Genomic DNA, 22,784 nt, shown 5'->3' with positions numbered 1-22,784 from the left:
GTGGCTTGGGGGGGTCCCCCAGGGGGGGGTCACCCAACCCCCCCCCCCCGGGGGGGTGTTAATCCCCCCCCCGGGCTTTCCTCCCCCCCCCCGGGGCCCACCCCCCCCCCCCCTTGACCAGGTGAAATTCCTGGACCGACGGTTAAAGTCCGGATGGGAGGCAGTGCGCGGCGGGCGGGCATGCACCTGTGCGAGCCGCCGTATCTGGGCTCGTCCGCTGCCGGACGGGTCCCTTTCGGCAGCGGCAGAGTTCACGGTGTTGCTCACCCGTACATTCTGTCGTCATCGACAGGCCCCGGAGTCCGTGCCCTATTGAGGCAGGAGGACCCGGGAAGTGTTCACCGGAATCGTCGAAGAGCTGGGTGAGGTCACCGCCGTCGAGAATCTCGGCGACGCCTCCCGCTTCCGACTGCGTGGCCCCGTCGTGACCGAGGGCGCGCAGCACGGCGACTCCATCGCCGTGAACGGGGTCTGTCTCACCGTCGTGGAGCACGAGGGCGACGAGTTCACCGCCGACGTCATGGCCGAGACCCTGGACCGCTCCAGCCTGGGCGTCCTCACCGTCGGCTCCCGCGTCAACCTGGAGCGCCCCACCGCGGTGGGCGCGCGCCTCGGCGGGCACATCGTGCAGGGGCACGTGGACGGCACCGGCCGGGTACTGGAGCGCAAGCCGTCCGAGAACTGGGAGATCGTGAAGGTCTCGCTGCCCGCGGACCTCGCCCGCTACGTCGTCGAGAAGGGCTCCATCACCGTCGACGGCATCAGCCTCACCGTCGTCGAGGCCGGCCCGGACTACTTCACCGTCAGCCTCATCCCCACCACCCTCGCCCTGACCACGCTCGGCCTCAAGCAGCCAGGCGACCCGGTCAACCTCGAGGTCGACGTCATCGCCAAGTACGTCGAGCGCCTGCTCGCCGCCGGTCAGGGGGCCGACCGGTGAACCGGCTCAACACCGAGGCCTTCGTCCTGTTCGGCCAGCACATCCTCTGGTCGGACATGATCGGCAACATACTCGGCCTCATCGCTCTCGCCCTCGGCTGGCGGCGCTCCCTGCTGAGCTGGCCGGTGCAGTTCGCCTCCGGCCTCATCCTCTTCGGCGCCTTCTACGGCCATCTCACCGGTAGCGCCGGCAAGCAGGTCGTCGTCATGCTCGTCGCCCTGTACGGCTGGTGGCAGTGGAACCGCAGCAAGGGCCGGACCGAAGACGGCGGCGACGGCCACATCGTCCCGCGCTTCGCCACCCGGACCGAGCGCGCGGCGATGGCCGGCGCCGCGGCCGCCGGTACGGTGGCGGTGGCGCTGCTCTTCGAGGCGTACCCCAGCCTCTCCTGGGACCCCTGGCCCGACGCCTACATCTTCGTCGGCACCGTCGTCGCCATGTACGCCCAGGCGCGCGGCATGGTCGAGTTCTGGATCGCCTGGCTCCTGGTCGACCTGGTCGGCGTCCCCCTGAACTTCGCCAACGGCTACGCCTTCTCCGGTTTCGTCTACGTCATCTACGGCGCACTCGTCCTGTGGGGCATGCGCGACTGGTGGCTGCGCTCCCGCCAGGGCTCGCAGCCCGCTCTGGAAGGAGCGCCGGCATGAGCGCTGCACCGATCCTGTACAGCACCGAAGGCATCGAGGACTTCACCCTCGACCCCGTCGAGCAGGCCATCGCCGACATCGCGGCGGGCCGCCCGATCGTGGTCGTCGACGACGAGGACCGGGAGAACGAGGGCGACCTCGTCGTGGCCGCCGAGAAGGCCACCCCCGAGATCGTCGCCTTCATGATGAGCGAGTGCCGCGGACTGATCTGCGCCCCCATGGAGGGCGAGGAGCTGGACCGGCTGCGGCTGCCGCAGATGGTCGAGGACAACACCGAGTCGATGAAGACCGCGTTCACGGTCTCCGTGGACGCCTCCGCCGCGCACGGCGTGAGCACCGGCATCTCGGCCGCCGACCGCGCCACCACGCTCCAGCTGCTCGCGAGCGGCACCGCGGAGCCCACCGACTTCGTCCGCCCCGGCCACGTCTTCCCGCTGCGCGCCAGGCCCGGCGGCGTCCTGGTCCGTAACGGCCACACGGAGGCGGCCGTCGACCTCGCCCGCCTCGCGGGTCTGCGCCCGGCGGGCGCGATCGTCGAGATCGCCGGCGAGGACGGCCGCATGCTGCGCCTGCCCGAGCTGATCCCGTTCGCCCGCAAGCACGGCCTGACGATCATCTCCATCGAGGACCTGATCGCCTACCGCCGTGACGCCGAGCCCACCGTCCGCCGTGAGGCCGAGGTCCACCTGCCCACGAAGCACGGCACGTTCACGGCGTACGGCTACCGCTCCGCCGCCGACGGTGTCGAGCACGTCGCGCTCGTGCACGGCGAGATCGGCGACGGCGAGGACGTCCTCGTCCGCGTCCACTCCGAATGCCTCACCGGTGACGTCTTCGGCTCCGCGCGCTGCGACTGCGGCCCCCAGCTGGACGCCTCGCTCGAGCGCATCCAGGAGGAGGGCCGGGGAGTCGTCGTGTACCTGCGCGGGCACGAGGGCCGCGGCATCGGCCTGCTGTCCAAGCTGCGTGCCTACGAGCTGCAGGAGCAGGGTCACGACACCCTCGACGCCAACCTGGAACTCGGCCTGCCCGCCGACGCCCGCGACTACGGCGCCGGCGCGCGGATCCTGACCGACCTCGGCGTCCGCAGCCTGCGCCTGATGACCAACAACCCCGAGAAGACCGACGCGCTGCTGCGCCACGGGCTCAAGGTCACCGGCCGCGAGCCGATGCCCGTACAGGCGGGCGAGCACAACCTCCGCTACCTGCGCACCAAGCGGGACCGGATGGGACACGACCTGCCCTGGCTGGACACACCGACCGCGGCCGCTTCCGTGCCCGCGCCGGTGTCCACCTGCGGCAACCAGTAAGAAAGCACTGAGGGAGAGACGTGAGCGGCAAGGGTGCACCGGAACTGTCCGTACGCAACGCGAGCGACCTGCGGGTCGCCGTCATCGCGGCGCAGTGGCACGAGAAGGTGATGGACGGTCTGGTGGACGGCGCGCTGCGCGCCCTGCACGACCTGGGGATCGACGAGCCGACCCTGCTGCGGGTCCCGGGCAGCTGGGAGCTCCCGGTCGCGGCCAAGGTCCTCGCGGGCCGCGGCTACGACGCCGTCGTCGCGCTCGGCGTCGTCATCCGGGGTGGCACTCCCCACTTCGACTACGTGTGCCAGGGCGTCACCCAGGGCCTCACCCAGGTCTCCGTGGAGACCGGCGTGCCCGTCGGCTTCGGCCTGCTCACCTGTGACACCGAGGAGCAGGCCCTGGACCGAGCCGGCCTGGAGGGCTCCAACGAGGACAAGGGGCACGAGGCGGTGACGGCGGCGGTGGCGACCGCGGCCACCCTCCGCTCAGTATCTGAACCCTGGCACTAGGGGGTCGGCCGAACCGCGTAGGGTGGGACCACCATGTCCAAGAAGACGTTCGAGGAGCTCTTCACCGAGCTCCAGCACAAGGCCGCCCACGGCGATCCCGCCACGTCCCGCACCGCAGAGCTGGTCGGGAAGGGCGTCCATGCCATCGGCAAGAAGGTCGTCGAAGAGGCCGCCGAGGTCTGGATGGCCGCCGAGTACGAGGGCAAGGAGGCGGCCGCCGAGGAGATCTCGCAGCTGCTCTACCACGTTCAGGTGATGATGGTCGCCCGCGGGATTGCCCTGGACGACGTCTACGCCCACCTCTGAGCCGTAAGAGCCACCCTTCACACCGTACGCACGAACAAAGGAAGCCGACCTCATGCTGCGCATCGCCGTCCCCAACAAGGGTTCACTGTCCGGCCCTGCGGCGGAGATGCTGCATGAGGCCGGCTACCAGCAGCGCCGGGAGTCCAAGGAACTGCGGATCGTCGACCCGTCGAACGAGGTCGAGTTCTTCTACCTCCGCCCCCGCGACATCGCGATCTACGTGTCCTCCGGCCGCCTCGACATCGGCATCACCGGGCGTGACCTGCTCATCGACTCCGGCGCCAACGCCGAGGAGATCCTGCCGCTCGGCTTCGCCCGCTCCACCTTCCGTTACGCCACCAAGCCCGGCACGGCCAAGGGTGTCGAGGACCTCAGCGGTCTGACGGTCGCCACCTCCTACGAGGGCATCGTCGCCAAGCACCTCGCCGACCACGGCATCGACGCCTCCGTCGTCCACCTCGACGGTGCCGTGGAGACCGCCATCGAGCTGGGCGTCGCCGAGATCATCGCGGACGTCGTCGAGACCGGCACCTCGCTGCGCAACGCGGGCCTGGAGGTCATCGGCGAACCCATCATGAAGTCCGAGGCCGTCGTCATCCGGCGCACCGGCGCGGACATCGAGGAGCCCAAGGTCCAGCGGTTCCTGCGCCGCCTGCAGGGCGTCCTGGTCGCCCGGACCTACGTGATGATGGACTACGACTGCCGTGCCGAGCACCTGGAGCAGGCCGTCGCCATCACCCCGGGCCTGGAGGGCCCGACCATCTCCCCGCTGCACAACGAGGGCTGGGTCGCCGTCCGCGCCATGGTCCCCGCCAAGGACGCCCAGCGGATCATGGACGACCTGTACGCCATCGGAGCGCGGGCCATCCTGACCACGGCCATCCACGCCTGCCGGCTCTGATCCCGGGAGGCCGCGCACCGATGTCCGAACCCACACCCCTGCCCACTCTCCCCGTCACCTTCCGGCCGGGCCACACCCGTGCGATCCTGCTCACAGCCGGCGTCGCGATCTTCATGGTCATCTCGGGCGTCGCCATGCTGCTGGAGCAGCTCGGCCCGGGGGAGCGGCTGAGCTTCATCATCACCGGGGGCCTCATCTTCTGGGTGCTCGCACAGCTGTCCCGGGTGAAGGTCGTCGCCGACGAGTCCGGCGTCACCGTCGTGAACATCGCCAGCAAGCGGCGCCTGGACTGGGCGGAGATCCTCCAGGTGAACCTCCGCCCGGGTGACCCCTGGGTGTTCCTGAACCTCAGCGACGGCACCAGCCTGCCCGCGCTCGGCATCCAGCCGGGCATCGCCAGGCAGCGTGCCATCGCCGACGCGCGCACCCTGCGGGCGCTCGCGGAGGCCCGCGCCATGAGGGAGCCCGGGCAGTCCGGTGGCTGACTCGGGGTCGTCCACCCTGCCGCATCGGCCCATGTCTTGATTAATCTGGTGACGGAGGCGTTTTCGTTGCGCCTCCGCCCCTGTCGTGCCGCCCGGCGCACAGGGGTTCCTGCTACCCGAGGAGTGACCCTCTCCGGCGATGGACGGATCGTCCTGTAGTACCTGCGCCGCCCCCTACCGACATAGCGCGGAGGCGGCGGCATCATGACCATCCCCCTGCTGCTCCTCGGAGCGGCGTTCCTGCTGATCCTGGCCAACGGCTTCTTCGTGGCCGCCGAGTTCGGTCTGGTCACCGTCGAGCGCCCGGACGCCGAGCAGGCCGCGGCCGAGGGCGACAAGCGCGCCGGTACGGTCGTCGAGTCGCTCAAGGAGCTGTCCTTCCAGCTCTCCGGCACCCAGCTCGGCATCACCATCACCTCGCTCGTCGTCGGCATGCTCGCCGAACCGGCCCTCGCGCAGTTGCTGCGCGGTCCGTTCTCCGCGCTCGGCATCCCCGACGGCGCGGTCTCCGGTGTGGCCGTGGTCGTCGGCATGCTGCTCGCCTCGGCGATCCAGATGGTGATCGGCGAACTCGTGCCCAAGAACTGGGCGGTGTCCAAGCCCCTGCAGGTCGCGCGCTTCGTCGCGGGCCCGCAGCACCACTTCTCCCGGCTGTTCCGTCCGGTCATCTCCGCGCTGAACACGGTCGCCAACCGGCTGGTGCGGGCCCTCGGCGTCGAGCCCACCGAGGAGCTGGCCTCCGCCCGCACCCCCGGCGAACTGGTTTCGCTGGCCCGGCACTCGGCCCAGGCCGGCGCGCTGGAGCAGGACACGGCCGATCTCTTCGTACGGACGCTGTCGCTCGGCGAGCTCACCGCACAGCATGTGATGACCCCGCGGGTGAAGGTGAGCGCGCTCCAGGACTCGGCCACCGCGGAGGACGTGGTCAACCTCACCCGGGCCACCGGCCTGTCCCGCTTCCCCGTCTACCGGGAGAAGATCGACGAGATCGTCGGCATGGTCCACCTCAAGGACGCCCTGGCGATCCCGTCGCACGAGCGGCTGCGCACCCCCGTAGGCCGTATCGCGAGCAGGGCGCTGCTGGTTCCCGAGACGCTGCCCGTTCAGCCGCTGCTCGCGCGTCTGCGCAGCGAGCAGCCCATCGCCGTCGTCGTCGACGAGTACGGCGGCACGGCGGGTGTGGTCACCCTGGAGGACATCGTCGAGGAACTCGTCGGTGAGGTGCGCGACGAGCACGACGGCCATGACGTGCCCGAGCTCGCCGCCGTGCCCTCGGAGGACGGCAGGCCCGCCTGGGACGCGGAAGGCAGCTGCCGCGTCGACATCCTGCAGCGCATAGGCCTCGACGTGCCCGAAGGCCCGTACGAGACCGTCGCGGGCCTGGTCGCCGACCTGCTCGGCCGGATTCCGGCCCCCGGCGACAAGGCCGAACTCCCCGGCTGGCGGCTCTCCGTGCGCCAGGTCGGGCACTACCGCGCGGAACGCGTCCGCCTCGTGCGGACGGCTCCCGCGGCTCCCGCCGTGGAGGCCGCCCGATGAGCGTGCTCCAACTGCTCTTCGCCGCGCTGCTCGTGCTCGCCAACGGCTTCTTCGTCGGCGCCGAGTTCGCGCTCGTGTCCGTCCGCCGCAGCCAGATCGAACCCCTCGGCACCGCGCGGGCCCGCCAGGTGCTCTACGGCCTGGAGCGGCTGCCGCAGATGATGGCCGCGGCACAGTTCGGCATCACCGTCTGCTCGCTGACCCTGGGTGCCGTCGCCGAGCCGACGGTCGCCCATTTGCTCGAACCCGCGTTCGGGGCGATCCATCTCCCCGACGGCGTGATTCACCCGCTCGGGTATGTCATCGCCCTCGCCGCCGTGGTCTTCTTCCACCTCGTCATCGGCGAGATGGTCCCGAAGAACCTCGCGATGGCGGCGCCGGAGAAGGCGGCGCTGTGGCTCAGCCCGGGTCTGGTCGCCTTCGCCCGGCTGTGCCGACCGATCACCGTGGCCCTCGGCGCCTGTGCCCAGGGCATCCTGCGGCTCTTCCGCGTCGAGCCCAAGGACGAGGTCGAGGCCGTCTTCACCAGCGAGCAGCTCAACCGGCTGGTGGAGGACTCCGGCCAGGCGGGCCTGCTCGCCCCGGAGGAGCAGGAGCGTCTGGAGGACGCGCTGGAACTGGGCTCCCGCCCGGTCACCGACGTGCTCCTCAAGCGCGAGTCGCTGGTGACGGTGACCCCGTCGGTCACACCCGGGGAGATCGTCCGGCTCACCGCCCGGACGGGGTACTCGCGCTTCCCGGTCGCCGCGGAGAAGGGTGCCTTCATGGGATACGTGCACGTGAAGGACGTACTGGACCTGGAGGACTCGGAGCGGGCCGTACCGCAGCACGTCTGGCGGCCGATGACGACCCTCCGGTGCGAGCTGCCGCTCGACGACGCGCTCACCGTCATGCGGCGGGCCGCGACGCATCTGGCCCAGGTGGCCGACGCCTCCGGCAAGGTGCTCGGGCTGGTGGCCCTGGAGGACGTACTCGAGCTGCTGGTCGGTGAGGTACGGGACCCGGCGCACCGCGAGGCCCCGGAGCCGAGGGTGACGGAACCCCGGGTGAGCGGGGAGCCGGAGCAGGCGCTGGCGGGCTGATTTCGCGCGGGCGGCCGCGGGATCCGTCGGTCACATGGCCGAGGGATCCTGCGGCCCCCGTCCGGACAGCACCTCGCCGTACGCCTGCATCAGGTCGGGCAGTCGCAAGGTCGCCAGGTCGCCGCGGGACAGCGCCCCGGGATAGGCGGACAGCCGCAGGTCCCGGTACGCGCAGCTCTTCTCGTACAGCGTCCGCAGGAACCGCCCGTTGCCCAGCTCGTCGATCCACCCCTGGTCGACGACGTGCCCGGCGATGGACCGCAGCTCGTCCAGCGCCTCCTCGTCCCACACGTCACCGTTCTCCGCGGCGAGCACCTCGCCGATCGAGGTGAGTTCCAGGGGCCGGTACGACGGGAAGTCGACCCGGGTCGTGAACCGGGAGGACAGCCCCGGGTTGGCGGCCAGGAGCCGGTCCATGCCCTCCGGATAGCCGGCCAGGATCACCACCAGATGGTCCCGGTTGTCCTCGGCCCGCTTGAGCAGGACCTGCAGGGCCTCGTCGCCGTACGCGTCACCCTTGCCGTATCCGGAGTTGGAGAGTGAGTAGGCCTCGTCGACGAAGAGCACCCCGCCGATCGCGGAGTCGATCAGCTCGTTGGCCTTGACCGCGGTCTGGCCCAAATACTCGCCGACGAGATCGGCCCGCTGGGCCTCCACGAGGTGGTCGCCGCCGAGCAGGCCGAGGGCGTAGAAGACACGGCCGAGGATCCGGGCGACCGTGGTCTTGCCGGTGCCCGAGGGGCCGGAGAAGACGAAGTGGCGCTTCGGTGGCTGCACCGGCAGACCCTGCCCCGCCCGCAGCCGGGCCATGTTCAACTGGGCGGAGAGCGCCTTGACCTGGCGTTTGACGGGCTCCAGCCCCACCATGCGCTCCAGTTCGGCGAGCGCCTCCTCGAGGAGCGCGGGGTCGGTGGGCCCGGCCGGCAGCGGCGACGGCACGACGGTTTTCGCGCGCACCGCCGGGTCGCTCACCGACGGCAGGGAACCGCCGGCCGGCAGGTCCGGCTCGGAGAACCGCAGGTCGCGGCCCTCGGTGCCGAAGAGGGGGTCGAGCGTGTCGGGGCCGTCCACGGTGTCCTGCCCGGCTCCGGTGAGCGTGATCGCCGCGAGGTCGGCCGCGTCGTCGTACCCGTCGGCCTCGGAGATCGCGGCCAGCCGGGCCGAGGTGTCCATGAAGGCGGGGTCGACGCGGTGCACCGCCCGGTACAGCGGTAGTGCCGCGGCGCTGCGCCCGGTGCCCTCGTGGGCCCGGGCCAGCCAGTACCGCAGCTCCTTGCGCTGGGGCTGTTCGCTGCGGCAGCGCATCAGGGCCGCCGACAGCAGCGGCTCCGCCTGCCCGTACATCTCCAGGCGGACCCGGGCCATGCCGCCGAACAGGCCCGCCTCGATGCCGAGCAGCGCGTCGTCGAGGAGGGGGTCGGTGTGCCGGACCAGCTGTTCCCAGTCCTTGACCAGATAGGACCGGCAGGCGTGCAGGAAGCGGACCTGTGGGTCGGTGTCCACGGGCGGGAGTCCGGCGAGCGCCCGGTCCAGTTCGGGCACGTGCCGGCCGTCCAGCCAGTGGGAGGCGTGGGCGAGGAGCAGGTCGCGCGGGTTCTCCAGGACCGGCTGGACCCACCAGCCCAGCCAGTACCAGGAGTTGAGAGTGCGGCGGTGCCGGGCGCGCTGCTCCCCGAAGCGGTCCCGGTGCCGGAACATCCTGAGCAGCGCGGTCGTCGTGTCGACGCGCAGCGCGTGCAGCCCGAGCCAGGCGTCGGCCATCCCGGGATCCATCCGCACCGCGATGCGGAACTCCTCCTCCGCCTGCGGATACGCGCCCATCGTGTAGGCGTCCACGCCTCGCAGCCAGGCGAGGTCGGCCGGGGCCTCGGGGCCCTGCGTGCCGAAGTCCATCACGTCCCCCACAAACCGTGCCCCCGTTGGTCTGGGGGTGTCAGGCGGATCAGGCCGGGCTCGCGGGGCCCGACCAGCGCATCTGCCGCGTTGTCGTCGGTTGCCGATGCTCCGCGCAGACGCCCTCCTCCGCCTTGCAGCCGCACGCACCAGGCCCAGCTCCCTGATCCGGCCTGATCCACCTGACACCCCCTCACCACCGGACTGTCGTCCGATGGCCGCCTTGGTCGAACCGCTGTGCCGCGGACCGGAGTTGAAAGTGCGCGAAGCAGCCGCTCGAAGGTCGCACCGAGGGCATCGTACCCGCGGGCCGGGTGCCCGCCGAAGGGTGCCGCACGGCCCGTTTGACGAGGTGGGAGCGGAGGGGGCGCACCGAGTTCGGTGACCGAGGGTGAGCGGATCGGTGCACGCGGCGTGCGGAAAACGGGCGCCGGGCAGAACGAATCCCCCGATCACGGGGGAACAACCGGGGGCTTCGCGTCTGAGGGGCGGCTCCCAATGGCCGCTCATTGAGAACGTAAGTCCTGTACGGCCCCCCGGTCAAGCCGAGTTGGAGCACTCGAACAAGTTCTCAGACAGGGGTCTTCACAAGTTCAGCACACAGCGGACGGGCCGTCACCCTGAGTGATTACGTGGTCCGGTCCATCGGTCACTAGGGGTCCCGGCAGCACCTCGTACCCCTTCTGTGACTGCAGCACCAGAAGGTCGGCGTGCGGTCGCGAGGGGTCCATGGCGAAGTGCCGCTGTTCCGCCCGGACCCACCCGGCCCAGAAGTCCCGCTGCTCGGATCCGTCGCGCAGCAGGCCGCGCGTCCAGGACTCCTCGTCCGGCAGTTCCATCCACAGCAGGCGCGCCAGATGCGGGCGCAGCGCGCGCCGGCCTGCGCCGACCCCCTCCATCAGGACCACGGGTGCGGGCGGCAGCGCGCGGGGCGGGCCGAAGCTGCGGGCGTGCCAGTCGTAGGGCGCGTACGCCGCGGTCTCGCCGCGGCCGAACGGCTCGATCACCTGGGTAAGGAGTCGTCCGGTCCACTCGAAGAGCTCGTCGTGGCTGGCGATGTCGTCGAGGTGCAGCACCGGGGCGCCGCCGAGCGCGGCGGCCAGGTGCCCGGTGAACGTGGTCTTCCCCGAGCCGGCGTGTCCGTCGACGCCGACCAGGCGCACCGGTCCGCAGGACGGGGGGAGTTCGCGCAGGCGGGCGGCGAGGTCGTGAATGGTGATTCCTGAGGTGTGATGCGGTGTGGGCAGTTTTCCGGAAACATTCTAGTAGTGCCGTATAGCGGACACGACCGTGGGTGAAAAAACGTATCGTCTTAAACTACCTCCGAGTCGGCCGCCAATCGTTTCATTAATGTTCTGAATCGGCTGACCGATATGTCGAATTCGCCGTTCCGGGCGTGCCCGGCGCTGAGTAAGGTGCTCCGTGCGCGACTGCGGTGCGACGTAACGGGGACGGACAGGGGAAGATGACCGCGGAGTTATTCGAGGGCCAGTATGTGTGGCATCCGGCCGCCGACGACCGCGTGCTCGCGAGCGTATGCGTCGACGTGCGCGCCGGACGTTATCTGAGCGCCCGCGAAGCCCTGGCCGAGACCCGCACCGACTTCGGCCTGCGCGCCCATCGCTCCCTGGTCCTGGCCTCCGAGGCCGCCGGCACCGACCTCGTCGAACGATGGCTGGCCGAGGAACCGACCCCGGAGGCTGCCCTGATGTGGGCCCGGGTGGCCGTGCTGCGCGCGGTCCGTGCCGCCGACGCCCGGGACGAGCGGGCCGAGGTCCTGGAACGGATCGCCCTGGCCGCCTGCGACCGGGCCGCCACCATGGCCCCCGCCGACCCCACGCCCTGGGCCGCCAAGCTGGCCATGGCCCGGCTGCACCGGCTGCGCGACCCCGCGCCGAACGGTCTGCTCACCGCACCGCCCGGCCCGTGGCGGCTGTTCGCGCACGTCCTGACCCTCGACGCCTTCAACCGCGAGGCCCACCACCGCTTCCTCTCGTTCTTCTTCACGCGCTACGGCGGCTCGGTCAACGCGGCCTGGGACGTGGCCGCCTTCCTCAGCCAGCGGGCACCCGCCGACTCCCCGCTGCGGCTGCTTCCCCTCGTCGCGCTCGTGGAGAGCTACAACCCCACCCAATTGCTCGCCGACCGCGTCTGGGAGCAGCCCCAATGGCGCTCCACCGCCCTGGCGATCTACCACAACTGGCTGCCCGTGGCGGCCGGTTACCGCTTCACCCCGGTGCTCGACCTGGCTTACCTCGCGCACGCGCTGGTCATGGCCCAGCGCGAGTTCGAGGCCCGGGCGGTCTTCGCGGCGATGGGGCCGTACGCCTCGCGCATGCCCTGGAGCGTGTTCGGCGAACCCGCCGAGCAGCTCTCCCGGGCCCGGCGCGCCTGCGGCCTGCCCGTGCCGGGTGCCGCCTGACGTCCTGCTCGTCCCCTACCGAGAGAAAGGCCGATCAGTGTCAGAACGGATATCGAATCCACGGGCCAAAGCTCGCGGGGGTGAGGACCCGATCGCGCTCGACGACGATGCGACCCTGCATGCGATGGGTTATCCGCGGAAACTGACCCGCCGATTCCAGGCGTTCGACAATTTCGCGATCTCCTTCACCATCATCAATATTCTGTCGGGTATTTTCTCGTCTTTCGGATACGGTATGAATGCGGGCGGACCCCGCATTCTGGTCTTCGGCTGGATCGGCGTTTCCGTCATGGTGCTCTTCATCGGTGCCGCGATGGCGGAAGTCGCCTCCGCCTATCCGACGAGCGGGGCGCTCTATTTCTCCGCCGGTAAACTCGCCAAGCGGAACAAGGGCGCCTGGTCGTGGTACACGGGCTGGCTGAACTTCGTGGGCCAGATCGGCGGCACCGCCGCCACCGGATACGCGGCCGCCACCTTCATCCAGGCCTTCGTCGCCCTGCAGTGGTCCTCGTACGAACCGACCGTGCATCAGACCGTCCTGATCACGGCTCTGATCATCGTGCTGCAGGGGCTCGCCAACACCTACACGGTCCAGCTCGTGGCCGTCCTGAACCGGATTTCCGTGTGGTGGCTGCTGATCGGACTCGTGGTGATCGTGACCACACTGATCGTGATGCCGGACCATCATCAGTCGGCATCCTTCGTGACGCATTTCGTGAACAACACCGGTTTCACGAACGGCCTTTACGGCGGCATGCTCGGACTGCTGGTCACCAGCTGGACCTTCACCGGCTTCGACGGCAGCTTCCACATGTCCGAGGAAACGGTCCAGGCGACGGTCAACGCCCCGAAGGGGATCACCCGTTCGATAGGTTATTCGGCGATCACCGGCCTGATCCTGATGCTGGCACTGGTCTACAGCATTAGCGACTACGACAAGGTGGCCGGCTCGGCCGCGCCGCCCGTCCAGATTCTCATCGACGGGCTCGGCACGGGCTGGGCGAAGGCGCTGCTGTTGATCGTGATCGGCGCGATGCTCTTCTGCGGCCTCGCCAACCTCACCAGCAACACCCGGCAGATCTTCGCCTTCTCGCGGGACGGCGCCATGCCCGGCTCGCGTCTGTGGCACTCGGTCTCACCGCGCACCCGCACGCCGGTGAAAGCGGTGTGGCTGGCCGTGGCCTGCTCGCTGGCCCTGGTGCTGCCGGGCTGGTGGTCGCACACCGCGTTCACCGCCATCGTCAGTGTCAACGTGGTCGGGCTCTTCCTCGCCTACGCCGTGCCGATCTTCCTGCGGCTGAGACTGGGCGACGAGTTCCGTCCCGGGCCCTGGCACCTGGGGCGCTGGGGGAGGCCGATCGGCTGGCTGGCGGTGACCTGGATCCTGCTCAGCAGTGTCCTGTTCATGCTGCCGCAGGCCTCGCCGATCACCGTCGACTCCTTCAACTACGCGCCGATCGCCCTCGCCGTCGTCCTGGTCGTGGCCACGGTGTGGTGGTTCGCCACCGCCCGCCGTCGCTTCCAGGGACCGGTCAGCTACGGCCGTCCGGACGAGGTCGCGGCGATGGACCTCATCTGACCCGTGCGGCACGGATCCCGGCGCACGTCGTGTGCGTGCGCCGGGCCCGACCGGTCCGACCGGGTGTTGCCAGTGGGCGAGACCAATATTCGTGGGCGTGGCATGGGCCGAAGTGCTGGCAGGGCCATGTCGCCTCGGCCATAGTTGGCGCACAGCTGCCACTCGGACACCGGGGGTCATCCGCCCATGAGCAGAGCCGAACAGCCGTCCCGCAGAACCGTCCTGGCCGCAGCGGTCGCCGCCGCGGTGGCCGGGGGCACGGGCCCGGCGGCCGCCGTGTCCGCGCCCGCGCACGACGCCGGCGCATCAGGGCAGGCCCCACCGGTCGACTACCGTGCCTGGATCACCTACCCCGACTGGCGCTCCGGTGCCGGCAAGGGCGTCCGGGCCGTACCGGGCAGCCGCCCCGGCGTCGTGATCGCCACCCCGGCGGGCACCACCGACTACACGGACCCGCACACCGGCACGACCGCGACCTGGGAGTACGCGACCTGGACCTCCCCGGTCCACCGGCTCCGGGTCCCCGCCACCGAGGCGATCGCCTCCTGGAACGCGCAGACCCCGGCCGGCACCTGGCTGCAGGTCGAGCTGCAGGGCACGTACTCCGACGGCACGGACACCCCCTGGTACGTGATGGGCCGCTGGGCGGCCGGCGACCAGGACATCAGGCGGACCTCGGTGGACGGCCAGACCGACGGCAAGAGCACCATCTGGACGGACACCTTCGCCATCGACGACTCCACGACCGGTCTGCGCCTGGTGTCGTACCGGCTGCGGCTGACGCTCTACCGCAAGCCGGGCACCAGGCTCACCCCCGTCGTCTGGCGGCTCGGCGCGATGGGCTCCGACATCCCCGACCGCTTCACCGTCCCGGCCTCCGCGCCCGGCCTGGCCCAGGAACTGCTCGTCCCGCGCTACTCGCAGGAGATCCATGCGGGCCAGTACCCGGAGTACGACAATGGCGGCGAGGCCTGGTGCAGCCCCACCTCCTCGCAGATGATCATCGAGTACTGGGGTGGCCGGCTCACCCCCGAGCAGCTGTCCTGGGTCGACCCCGGCTACGCCGACCCGCAGGTGGACCACGCGGCCCGCCACACCTACGACTACCAGTACACCGGCTGCGGCAACTGGCCGTTCAACGCGGCCTACGCGGCCACCTTCAAGGACCTCCAGGGCGTGGTCACCCGGCTCGGTTCGCTCACCGACCTGGAGACCCTGATCGCGGCCGGCATCCCGGCCATAACGTCCCAGTCCTTCCTCAAGACCGAGCTGACGGGCGCGGGTTACGGCACCTCCGGCCACCTGATGACGGTGATCGGCTTCACCGCGGAGGGCGACGTGATCGCCAACGACCCGGCCTCGCCGAGCGATGAGGCGGTGCGGCGGGTGTACCTCAGGAGGGAGTTCGAGAACATCTGGCTGCGGACCAAGCGGTACAACGCGAGCGGCAAGGTCGTCTCGGGCACGGGCGGTGTCTGCTACCTCTACTTCCCCGCCCATCCGAGCTCCCGCCAGCACAAGGCGCTCGCGGCGGTGGGCGTGTGCTGACCGTGTGAGCAACCTCTCGGCCGCAGGAGCCGTCGCGGGTGGCAAGGTGGACAGACCGGTGGGGGGAATCCGCCCAGTACGTCCTACTTCAGCGAGAGACCATGACCACACACTCTGCCACCACCACCCGCGCCCGTACCGGCGGTCCCAAGGACGACGGTCCGAAGATCGTCGAGCATGTTCTGGGCTGGACCCTGGTCGTGGTCCTCGCGATGCTCGTGACCCAGCTCGGCCTGGTGTGACCCGAGTCCGGCCCGGCGGAGTCGCGGCCTGCGAGGTCCGACCGAACGGGTGATGGCCGTTCTGCCATACTGCGGATGTCCCGCCGCCCGTCGAGACCAGGGTCCGAATTGAATATCAGTCAACAGCCCGCCGTCGTCCGCCCCCGGGCGCGCGGTACCGAGCGCTCCGTGGCGCGTCGCGCCGAGCTCATCGGCATCGGGCGGAAGCTGTTCGCCGACACGTCCTACGACGCGCTCTCCATGGACGACATCGCCCGGCAGGCGCATGTCGCCAAGGGGCTGATCTACTACTACTTCCAGTCCAAGCGCGGCTACTACCTGGCGATCATCCAGGACTCCGTCGCCGAGCTGGTCACCACCGCCGCGGGCGGCACCGAACTGCCGCAGGTGGACCGCGTCCATCGCACCATCGACGGCTACCTGCGCTACGCCGAGCACCACCAGGCCGCCTACCGGACCATCGTCAGCGGCGGCGTCGGCTTCGACGCCGAGGTGCACGCCATCCGGGACGGCGTGCGCGAGGCGATCGTCAACACCATCGCCGAGGGCGCGTACGGCCGCAGCGAGATCGCGCCCCTCGCCCGCATGGGTCTGCTCTCCTGGGTGTGCAGCGTCGAGGGCGCCGCCCTCGACTGGATCGATCATCCCGAACTGTCCAGAGACACCATGCGCGAACTGCTGGTGAAGACGCTGGGCGGAGCCCTGCGTGCCGTCGAGGAACTGGACCCGTCCTACCCGGCTCCGCCGCCCGCCCGCCGCGAGGGCTGACGCCACCGGGGCAAAGGCAGCGGCGCCCGCCCCGGACGTGCGCGCCGCCGGCTAGCCGATCGCCTTGATCAGCTCGCCGTTCGCGGTGTCCCCGCTGAGCTCCCAGAAGAACGTGCCGCCCAGGCCCTGCTGGTTCTTCCACGCCGTCTTCGTCGCGATGGTCGAAGGGGTGTCGTAGCTCCACCAGTTGTTGCCGCACTTGGCGTAGGCGGTGCCGCCCGCGGTGCCGGTCGCCGGGCACTTGCCCTTCAGGACCTTGTAGTCCTCGATGCCCTGCTCGTACGTCCCCGCCGCCGGTCCAGTGGCCGAGCCGCCCGGTGCCGCCTGGGTGACACCGGTCCAGCCGCGCCCGTAGAAGCCGATGCCGAGCAGCAGCTTCGAGGCCGGGACGCCCAGGCCCTTCAGCCTGGCGATGGTCGCCGAGGTGTGGAAGTCCGCCTTCGGAATGCCGGAGTAGGAGGTCAGCGGCGAGTGCGGGGCCGTCGGGCCCGTGGCGTCCCAGGCGCCGAAGTAGTCGTATGTCATGGGGTTGTACCAGTCGACGTACCGCGCTGCCCCCGCGTAGTCCGCCGCGTCCATCCTGCCGCCGCTCGTGGCGTCCGCGGTGATCGCCGCGGTGACCAGTGCTGTGCCGCCGAATTTCGAGCGCAGCGCGGCCATCACGTTCCCGAAGGCCGCGCGGCCGCTGGTGTCGCAGGTGTTGCCGCAGGCGTTCGGGTACTCCCAGTCGATGTCGATGCCGTCGAAGACACCCGCCCACTTGGAGTTCTTCACCAGGTCGTAGCACGACTGGGCGAACGCGGCGGGGTTCCTCGCGGCCTCGCCGAAGCCGCTCGACCAGGTCCAGCCGCCGAACGACCAGAGGATCCTGAGGCCGGGGTTCTTCTTCTTCAGCTTGAGGAGCTGGTTGAAGCTGCCGCGCAGCGGCTGGTCCCAGGTGTCGGCGACGCCGTCCACGGACTCGGCCGCGGTGTAGGCCCGGTCGGTCGCGGCGTAGGAGTCGCCCATCGAGCACTTGCCGCCGGTGACATTGCCGAAGGCGTAGTTGATGTGGGTCAGCCTGGCCGCCGAGCCGGACGTCTCGATGTTCTTGACGTAGTACTTGCGGTCGTAGGTACCCCACTCGGTGAAGTAGCCGACGACCTTCGAGCCGGCGGCCTTCGGGGCGGGGGCGGCGGCGGTGGCGGTGCCCGCGCCGGTCAGGAGCCCGGCGCCGAGGACGGCGCAACAGGCGGCGGAGAGCAGCGCCCGGACGGACGTGCGGGGAGTGTGCATCGGGTGTCTCCTCGTGGGGGAGAGGGAAACGCGCGCCGATTGGCATGTACGCAGTCAAGTGTCGGCCAAGAGACTAGGAGGACTAGACCACTTGGTCAATGGTTCGTACCAATTCCCGGCGTGCGGAATTCTGGGGTGGACTTCCTGAAGTAAGCGGTCGTTAACTGGTGACTGGAGGTCGCTGATCGGGCATACTCACAGCGCAGAGCCGCTGGTCAGCAGCTTCCGAGACCCGGGAGTGCGCGCCACGGCCGGACTCACGAAGACCAGGCGGCGCCGCCCCACCCAAGGCGCACGTCCGCCGATGTGCCCCGACAGGGAGGAGACCGTCGCCATGTCCGACCGCGCCCCGCAGCCGGTGGAGCGTCAGCTGCCCACCGACGAGGCCAGGGACCTGATCTCGCTCGTCCGCGACATCGCGCAGCGTGAGATCGCCCCGAGGGCGGCCGAGGAGGAGGACGCCGGACGCTTCCCCCGCGAGGTCTTCACGCTCCTTTCCGACTCCGGGCTGCTCGGCCTGCCGTACGACTCCGAGTACGGCGGCGGCGACCAGCCGTACGAGGTCTACCTCCAGGTCCTCGAGGAGCTCGCCGCGGTCCGCCTCACCGTCGGACTCGGCGTCAGCGTGCACACCCTCGCCTCCTACGCGCTGGCCGCCTACGGCACCAAGGAGCAGCAGGTCGAGCACCTGCCCGCGATGCTCGGCGGCGGACTGCTCGGCGCGTACTGCCTCTCCGAGCCCTCCTCCGGCTCGGACGCCGCCTCGCTGCGGACCAGGGCGGTGCGCGACGGCGACGACTGGGTGATCAACGGAACCAAGGCCTGGATCACCCACGGCGGGATCGCCGACTTCTACACCGTCATGGCGCGCACCGGCGACGAGGGCTCGCGCGGGATCTCCGCGTTCCTGGTGCCCGGCGACGCCGGGGGGCTGAGCGGCGCGGTGCCGGAGAAGAAGATGGGCATGAAGGGCTCGCCCACCGCGCAGGTCCACTTCGACGGCGTGCGGGTTCCCGACGAGCGGCGCATCGGTGAGGAGGGGCAGGGCTTCGCCATCGCCCTGTCCGCGCTCGACTCCGGGCGGCTGGGCATCGCGGCCTGCGCGATCGGCCTGGCCCAGGCCGCGCTGGACCAGGCGGTCGCGTACGCCACCGAGCGGCGCCAGTTCGGGCACCCGATCTCGGACTTCCAGGGCCTGCGCTTCATGATCGCCGACATGGCCACCCAGATCGAGGCCGGCCGCGCCCTCTACCTGGCGGCGGCCCGGCTGCGGGACGCGGGCCGCCCGTTCGCCAAGCAGGCGGCCATGGCCAAGCTGCACTGCACGGACACCGCGATGAAGGTGACGACCGACGCCGTGCAGATACTCGGCGGATACGGCTACACCGCCGACTTCCCCGTCGAGCGCTACATGCGCGAGGCCAAGGTCCTGCAGATCGTCGAGGGCACGAACCAGATCCAGCGGATGGTCATCGCCCGCCATCTGGCGGGACCCGAGGGCCGCTGAATCCGGTTGGCGAGTCCTAGTCCGTCAGATCGCTGAAATACCCCTGGAGGACCGTCGGGGCCGCCAGCCTGATCCACTCCGGATCGTGGCGGCCCGGCAGGGTGCGGCCCCGGTCGGCCCAGACACGCATCAGATCGCGGTAGATCGGCGGATCCGGCGGCTGGGGCGGCGGAACCGATCCTGCGGGCGGGGGCACGAAGAGTCGGCGCTGACGCCCGGTCGCCGTGTACGTGGGGGTCATGCCCGGGCAAACGCCAGAAGGGCCGGACAGGTCACCGGCGCACCGAATCGCGCGTGAGTTCACGGACGTCCGGCCGGCCTCTGGTGACCCCCGGCTGCCTGACGTACCGTCAGCTGAACTTCCCCGAGGGAGGTCCACTGGTGGCCGACGACCGTCCCGTACCGCTCGACGAATACCCCGTGCACCAGGTCCCGCTGTCCATGAAGCACGTGGCGACAGGTGACCGCAACGCCTACGACCGCTGCATCTTCCACGTCCTCGACCACGAGGGACGCGCCCTGCTCATCCTCGGGCTCGGCGTCTACCCGAACGCCGGGGTGATCGACGCCTACGCGACCCTGCGGACCGGGGACACCCTGCACGCCGTACGGGCCTGCGACGCCCTCGGCGACGACCGCATGCGGCTGACCGTCGGCCCGCTGCGCATCGAGGTCGAGGAGCCCCTACGGCGACTCCGCCTGACCTGCGAGGACACCCTCTCGTACGACCTCGTGTGGACCGCGGCCTTCCCCGCCCTGTGGGAACCCCACCACATCCAGCGCCGGGGCGGCCGGCTCACACTGGAGGGGCGGCGCTTCGTCCAGGCGGGAAGCGCGGAGGGCGTGATCCGCACACCGGACGAGGAGTTCCGCGTCACCACCGACGAGTGGACCGGCACCCGCGACCGCAGCTGGGGCGTGCGGCCCATCCCGGGGGAGGAGGGCGGTCGGCTCGCAGAGGACCACCCCGCCGAGGGCTTCCACTGGATCTGGAGCCCCGTCCGCTTCGAGGACCGTTTCCTGATGGTCGTCGTCCAGGAGGACGCCGACGGTCACCGCACGCTGAACGACGCCACACTCGTGGTCCCGGGCCGCCGCGACCGCCAACTGGGCTGGCCCCGGGCGGAGATCACCTACCGCTCGGGCACCCGGCACCCGCAGCGCGCCCTGATTCACCTGGGCGACCCGCGCAAACCACTGGAGCTGGAGGCGGAGATCCTGGCCTCGTCCCCGCTCGCCGTCGGCGCCGGCTATCCGCCCGCCGACGACTGGCAGCACGGCACCTGGCGCGGCCGCGGCTGGACCGACCGCCGCACCTACGACCTCTCGGACCCGTCGGCCCACCCCCTGGCGGCCTTCGGGGTCACCGACCACGCAGCCCGATTCCGGCTCGGCGACCGGATCGGTCACGGCATCTTCGAACACGGCTCGTTCGGGCGGCACGACCCGAGCGGCTTCACCGGCTTCGACTCGGTAGCGCCCTGAGGGAGGTGGAGATGGCCACGGCACCCCGACCCCGTACCACGACCCGCGACCCCGCGGAGCTGACCCGCCGCCTCACCTCCTGGCTCGGCACCCGGCTGCCCGGCGCCAAGGCCGTCGCGGTCACCGTCCCGGCCTCCAACGGCATGTCCAGCGAGACCCTGCTCTTCGACATCGAGCACCCCGAACCACCCCTGCGCGCCTGCGTGTTGCGGCTCGCGGCGGATCCGGCGGCGTACACGGTGTTCCCGGCGTACGACATGGCCCGCCAGTACCGCACGATGCGCCTCGTCGCCGACCGCTCGGACCTCCCCGTGCCGAAGGTGCTCTGGCTGGAGGAGGACCCCGGACCGCTCGGCGCGCCGTTCTTCGTCATGGAGCGGGTCGAAGGGCGCGTGCCACCCGACGTCATGCCCTATACGTACGAGGGAAGTTGGCTGCACGCCGCCACCGAGGCGCAGCGCGAGCACCTGGAGGCGGCCTCGATCGCCCTCCTGGCCCGGCTGCACGACCAAGTTCCGGTCGGCGAAGCCGGGTTCCTGGCTCTGCCGGGACAGGGCGACCCGCTCCGCAACCACGTCGAGGCCCAACGCGCCTACTACGAATGGGTGGTCGACGGACTTTCCCGCTCACCCCTCATCGAGGCAGCCTTCGACCGGCTGACCGAGCTGTGGCCGCGCGAGGTCGGCGAACCGGTCCTCAACTGGGGCGACGCACGGATCGGTAACGTCGTGTACGACGGCTTCGACCCCGTGGCCGTCCTCGACTGGGAGATGGCGGCGACGGCCCCGCGCGAGGTGGACCTCGGCTGGACCGTCTGTCTGCACCGCTTCTTCCAGGACCTCACGGTCGCCTCCGGCCGGCGCGGGCTGCCCGGCTTCCTGCGCCGCGACCGCGTGGAGGCGCGATACGCGCGCCTGACCGGCCACACCCCGCGCGACATGGACTTCTACACCCTGTACGCCGCCCTGCGGCATGCCATCGTCATGCTGCGCGTCGCCTACCGCCAGGCGTACTTCGGCGAGGTCGCCGTGCCGGCGGACCCGGACACACTGATCCTGCACCACGGCAGTCTGCGCGCCATGGTGCAGGGCAGCTACTGGGACTGAGCGAAGCCGGCGGGCCGAGCCGGTCGGTTCAGGCGGCCTGGCGACGCATCGCCGGTACGCGCATCGGGCGCGAGCCCGGGCCGCCGACGTGCGAGAAGGGCTGGGTCCGCCAGTTCAGACCCTGGGGGAGCGTCAGCAGGAGGGCGGTGCCCTGCTCCTGCGGCTCGAAGCTCTCGTCCGCGGGGCGGGCGTCGGCCGCCGCACGGCCCGTTCCGGCACACACCGTGAGCCCGAACGGGTTCCACGGCGAGGCGCACAGCGCGTGCTCGGGCAGGACGTCCTCGTCCGCCAGCAGGGCGATGGGCTGCGCGCAGTCCGGGCAGATCACCCGGTACATCTCGAAGGTGTCGTAGTCGTCGGCTTCCTCGGCCTCGAGGGCGTCGGGTTCGACGCCCTCCGGCTCGGGCGCGACGACCGGCTGCTGCCGCTTGGACGCGGTACGACCAGGGCGCTTAAGACTGTGCATGGGACTCTCCCCCTCGGGCTGGGCCGTGAAGGCACTGCGGCCTCGACCACAGCAAGCACTTCCCGTCCCGTCTGGGTGGTAATCACGAGTGCATCACGGAGCGCGCCCGAACGCTGTGGCCTTCGTCACATGCCCGGCGCAGGTGCCCGGTGCGGTGGGTTTGTCCCTCGGACGGCTCACTGCCTGCTCTCCGGGACATCACGAACCGGGTATGACCTGCGCTGCTCGGGTATCCGAGGAGATCAGGCGCACTGTAGGTTCTTGCGCCATGGAGGAGCTGGACCGTCAAATCGTGCAGCTGCTCGTCAAGGACGGGCGGATGAGCTACACAGACCTGGGCAAGGCCACGGGCCTGTCCACGTCGGCCGTGCACCAGCGGGTGCGCCGGCTGGAACAACGTGGCGTCATCCGCGGCTACGCCGCGGTCGTCGACCCCGAGGCAGTGGGGCTGCCCATGACCGCGTTCATCTCGGTGAAACCGTTCGACCCCAGCGCCCCCGACGACATCGCGGACCGCCTGGCCGGCGTCCCCGAGATCGAGGCCTGTCACAGCGTCGCGGGTGACGAGAACTACATCCTCAAGGTCCGCGTGGCCACGCCGCACGAGCTGGAGGAACTACTGGCCCACGTGCGGACACTGGCGGGCGTGGGGGGGCCGGCCCCCCGGGGGCGGGGGGCACCCCCGCCGGGCCGCGCCCCCCCCCGGTGGGAGCAGCGGCCCGGGCCCCGGGGGGCGCCCCCCCCCCCGGGGGGCCCCCCGCGGGTGGGTGGTAAACA

The 22,784-nt window shown here is 70.7% G+C and carries 22 protein-coding genes and 1 pseudogene; 18 read left to right on the top strand and 5 right to left on the bottom strand.

Annotated features, from left to right (window positions below):
- The first annotated feature begins 334 nt into the window (after positions 1–334).
- The 9 genes from ACFW2E_RS09880 (at position 335) to ACFW2E_RS09840 (ending at position 7,716) form a co-directional block, all read left to right on the top strand.
- Positions 335–940, top strand: coding sequence for a riboflavin synthase (locus tag ACFW2E_RS09880; RefSeq protein WP_384464096.1), 606 nt, complete (start codon positions 335–337; stop codon positions 938–940).
- On the top strand, positions 937–1,587 hold the full coding sequence (pnuC, locus tag ACFW2E_RS09875; protein ID WP_384464093.1) for a nicotinamide riboside transporter PnuC: 651 nt from the start codon (positions 937–939) through the stop codon (positions 1,585–1,587). The genes ACFW2E_RS09880 and pnuC overlap by 4 nt, the downstream gene beginning before the upstream one ends.
- Positions 1,584–2,897, top strand: a complete 1,314-nt coding sequence (locus tag ACFW2E_RS09870; protein ID WP_384464090.1) for a bifunctional 3,4-dihydroxy-2-butanone-4-phosphate synthase/GTP cyclohydrolase II — start codon at positions 1,584–1,586, stop codon at positions 2,895–2,897. Before pnuC ends, ACFW2E_RS09870 begins: the two co-directional genes overlap by 4 nt.
- Before the next feature lie 20 nt (positions 2,898–2,917).
- Positions 2,918–3,403 carry a 6,7-dimethyl-8-ribityllumazine synthase gene (gene ribH / locus ACFW2E_RS09865; RefSeq protein ID WP_384464087.1) on the top strand — a complete coding sequence of 162 codons (486 nt, stop codon included), beginning with the start codon at positions 2,918–2,920 and terminating at the stop codon, positions 3,401–3,403.
- Positions 3,404–3,436: 33 nt separating this feature from the next.
- Positions 3,437–3,709 carry a phosphoribosyl-ATP diphosphatase gene (locus tag ACFW2E_RS09860; protein ID WP_384464084.1) on the top strand — a complete coding sequence of 91 codons (273 nt, stop codon included), beginning with the start codon at positions 3,437–3,439 and terminating at the stop codon, positions 3,707–3,709.
- Between the two features lie 52 nt (positions 3,710–3,761).
- Positions 3,762–4,610 (top strand): ATP phosphoribosyltransferase, encoded by an 849-nt coding sequence (gene hisG, locus ACFW2E_RS09855; protein ID WP_384464081.1) that lies wholly within the window; start codon positions 3,762–3,764, stop codon positions 4,608–4,610.
- Between the two features lie 20 nt (positions 4,611–4,630).
- Positions 4,631–5,095 carry a PH domain-containing protein gene (locus ACFW2E_RS09850; protein ID WP_384464078.1) on the top strand — a complete coding sequence of 155 codons (465 nt, stop codon included), beginning with the start codon at positions 4,631–4,633 and terminating at the stop codon, positions 5,093–5,095.
- Positions 5,096–5,299: 204 nt separating this feature from the next.
- Complete coding sequence (locus ACFW2E_RS09845; protein ID WP_384464075.1) at positions 5,300–6,634, top strand: hemolysin family protein; 1,335 nt, start codon at positions 5,300–5,302, stop codon at positions 6,632–6,634.
- The gene (locus tag ACFW2E_RS09840; RefSeq protein WP_384464072.1) at positions 6,631–7,716 is read left to right on the top strand and encodes a hemolysin family protein; all 1,086 of its coding nucleotides are present in this window, start codon (positions 6,631–6,633) and stop codon (positions 7,714–7,716) included. The genes ACFW2E_RS09845 and ACFW2E_RS09840 overlap by 4 nt, the downstream gene beginning before the upstream one ends.
- Before the next feature lie 30 nt (positions 7,717–7,746).
- Here ACFW2E_RS09840 and ACFW2E_RS09835 read toward each other — a convergent pair whose 3' ends face one another.
- Positions 7,747–9,609, bottom strand: coding sequence for an AAA family ATPase (locus tag ACFW2E_RS09835; RefSeq protein ID WP_384464069.1), 1,863 nt, complete (start codon positions 9,607–9,609; stop codon positions 7,747–7,749).
- 593 nt (positions 9,610–10,202) lie between these two features.
- On the bottom strand, positions 10,203–10,823 hold the full coding sequence (locus ACFW2E_RS09830; RefSeq protein ID WP_384464108.1) for a uridine kinase: 621 nt from the start codon (positions 10,821–10,823) through the stop codon (positions 10,203–10,205).
- Positions 10,824–11,074: 251 nt separating this feature from the next.
- Between ACFW2E_RS09830 and ACFW2E_RS09825 the strand changes: the two genes are divergently transcribed.
- The 5 genes from ACFW2E_RS09825 (at position 11,075) to ACFW2E_RS09805 (ending at position 16,168) form a co-directional block, all read left to right on the top strand.
- Positions 11,075–12,031, top strand: a complete 957-nt coding sequence (locus ACFW2E_RS09825) for a hypothetical protein (RefSeq protein ID WP_384464066.1) — start codon at positions 11,075–11,077, stop codon at positions 12,029–12,031.
- 37 nt (positions 12,032–12,068) lie between these two features.
- The gene (locus ACFW2E_RS09820; RefSeq protein WP_384464064.1) at positions 12,069–13,610 is read left to right on the top strand and encodes an amino acid permease; all 1,542 of its coding nucleotides are present in this window, start codon (positions 12,069–12,071) and stop codon (positions 13,608–13,610) included.
- Between the two features lie 186 nt (positions 13,611–13,796).
- Entirely contained in the window at positions 13,797–15,158 is a 1,362-nt protein-coding gene (locus ACFW2E_RS09815) for a peptidase C39 family protein (protein ID WP_384464061.1), read from the top strand.
- A gap of 101 nt (positions 15,159–15,259) precedes the next feature.
- Positions 15,260–15,400: an SCO1431 family membrane protein gene (locus ACFW2E_RS09810; protein WP_384464058.1), complete on the top strand. Its 141-nt coding sequence runs from the start codon at positions 15,260–15,262 to the stop codon at positions 15,398–15,400.
- A 108-nt stretch (positions 15,401–15,508) separates the two neighbouring features.
- A complete protein-coding gene (locus ACFW2E_RS09805; protein ID WP_384464055.1) occupies positions 15,509–16,168 on the top strand; it encodes a TetR/AcrR family transcriptional regulator in 660 nt (219 codons plus the stop codon).
- A gap of 51 nt (positions 16,169–16,219) precedes the next feature.
- On the opposite strand, the gene ACFW2E_RS09800 is transcribed toward ACFW2E_RS09805, so the two are convergent.
- Positions 16,220–17,443 carry a glycoside hydrolase family 18 protein gene (locus tag ACFW2E_RS09800; RefSeq protein WP_384464052.1) on the bottom strand — a complete coding sequence of 408 codons (1,224 nt, stop codon included), beginning with the start codon at positions 17,441–17,443 and terminating at the stop codon, positions 16,220–16,222.
- A 334-nt stretch (positions 17,444–17,777) separates the two neighbouring features.
- Between ACFW2E_RS09800 and ACFW2E_RS09795 the strand changes: the two genes are divergently transcribed.
- Positions 17,778–18,950: an acyl-CoA dehydrogenase gene (locus ACFW2E_RS09795; RefSeq protein ID WP_384464049.1), complete on the top strand. Its 1,173-nt coding sequence runs from the start codon at positions 17,778–17,780 to the stop codon at positions 18,948–18,950.
- Between the two features lie 16 nt (positions 18,951–18,966).
- On the opposite strand, the gene ACFW2E_RS09790 is transcribed toward ACFW2E_RS09795, so the two are convergent.
- Positions 18,967–19,191, bottom strand: a complete 225-nt coding sequence (locus ACFW2E_RS09790; protein WP_384464046.1) for a hypothetical protein — start codon at positions 19,189–19,191, stop codon at positions 18,967–18,969.
- A gap of 140 nt (positions 19,192–19,331) precedes the next feature.
- Here ACFW2E_RS09790 and ACFW2E_RS09785 point away from each other — a divergent pair, with 140 nt between their 5' ends.
- Together ACFW2E_RS09785 and ACFW2E_RS09780 are read left to right on the top strand one after the other, a co-directional pair.
- Positions 19,332–20,435 carry a hypothetical protein gene (locus tag ACFW2E_RS09785; RefSeq protein WP_384464105.1) on the top strand — a complete coding sequence of 368 codons (1,104 nt, stop codon included), beginning with the start codon at positions 19,332–19,334 and terminating at the stop codon, positions 20,433–20,435.
- 11 nt (positions 20,436–20,446) lie between these two features.
- Positions 20,447–21,541, top strand: coding sequence for a phosphotransferase family protein (locus ACFW2E_RS09780; RefSeq protein ID WP_384464043.1), 1,095 nt, complete (start codon positions 20,447–20,449; stop codon positions 21,539–21,541).
- Positions 21,542–21,569: 28 nt separating this feature from the next.
- On the opposite strand, the gene ACFW2E_RS09775 is transcribed toward ACFW2E_RS09780, so the two are convergent.
- The gene (locus tag ACFW2E_RS09775) at positions 21,570–22,007 is read right to left on the bottom strand and encodes a hypothetical protein (RefSeq protein WP_384464041.1); all 438 of its coding nucleotides are present in this window, start codon (positions 22,005–22,007) and stop codon (positions 21,570–21,572) included.
- Between the two features lie 268 nt (positions 22,008–22,275).
- Here ACFW2E_RS09775 and ACFW2E_RS09770 point away from each other — a divergent pair.
- Positions 22,276–22,713: pseudogene (locus ACFW2E_RS09770) on the top strand (Lrp/AsnC family transcriptional regulator); the annotation flags it as partial.
- Positions 22,714–22,784 lie beyond the last annotated feature (71 nt).

It is taken from the genome of Streptomyces sp. NPDC058964, assembly GCF_042741275.1.
Lineage (GTDB): Bacteria > Actinomycetota > Actinomycetes > Streptomycetales > Streptomycetaceae > Streptomyces.
Note: the sequence above shows the minus strand (reverse complement) of the source record. Positions and strands in the feature narration are given on the sequence as shown.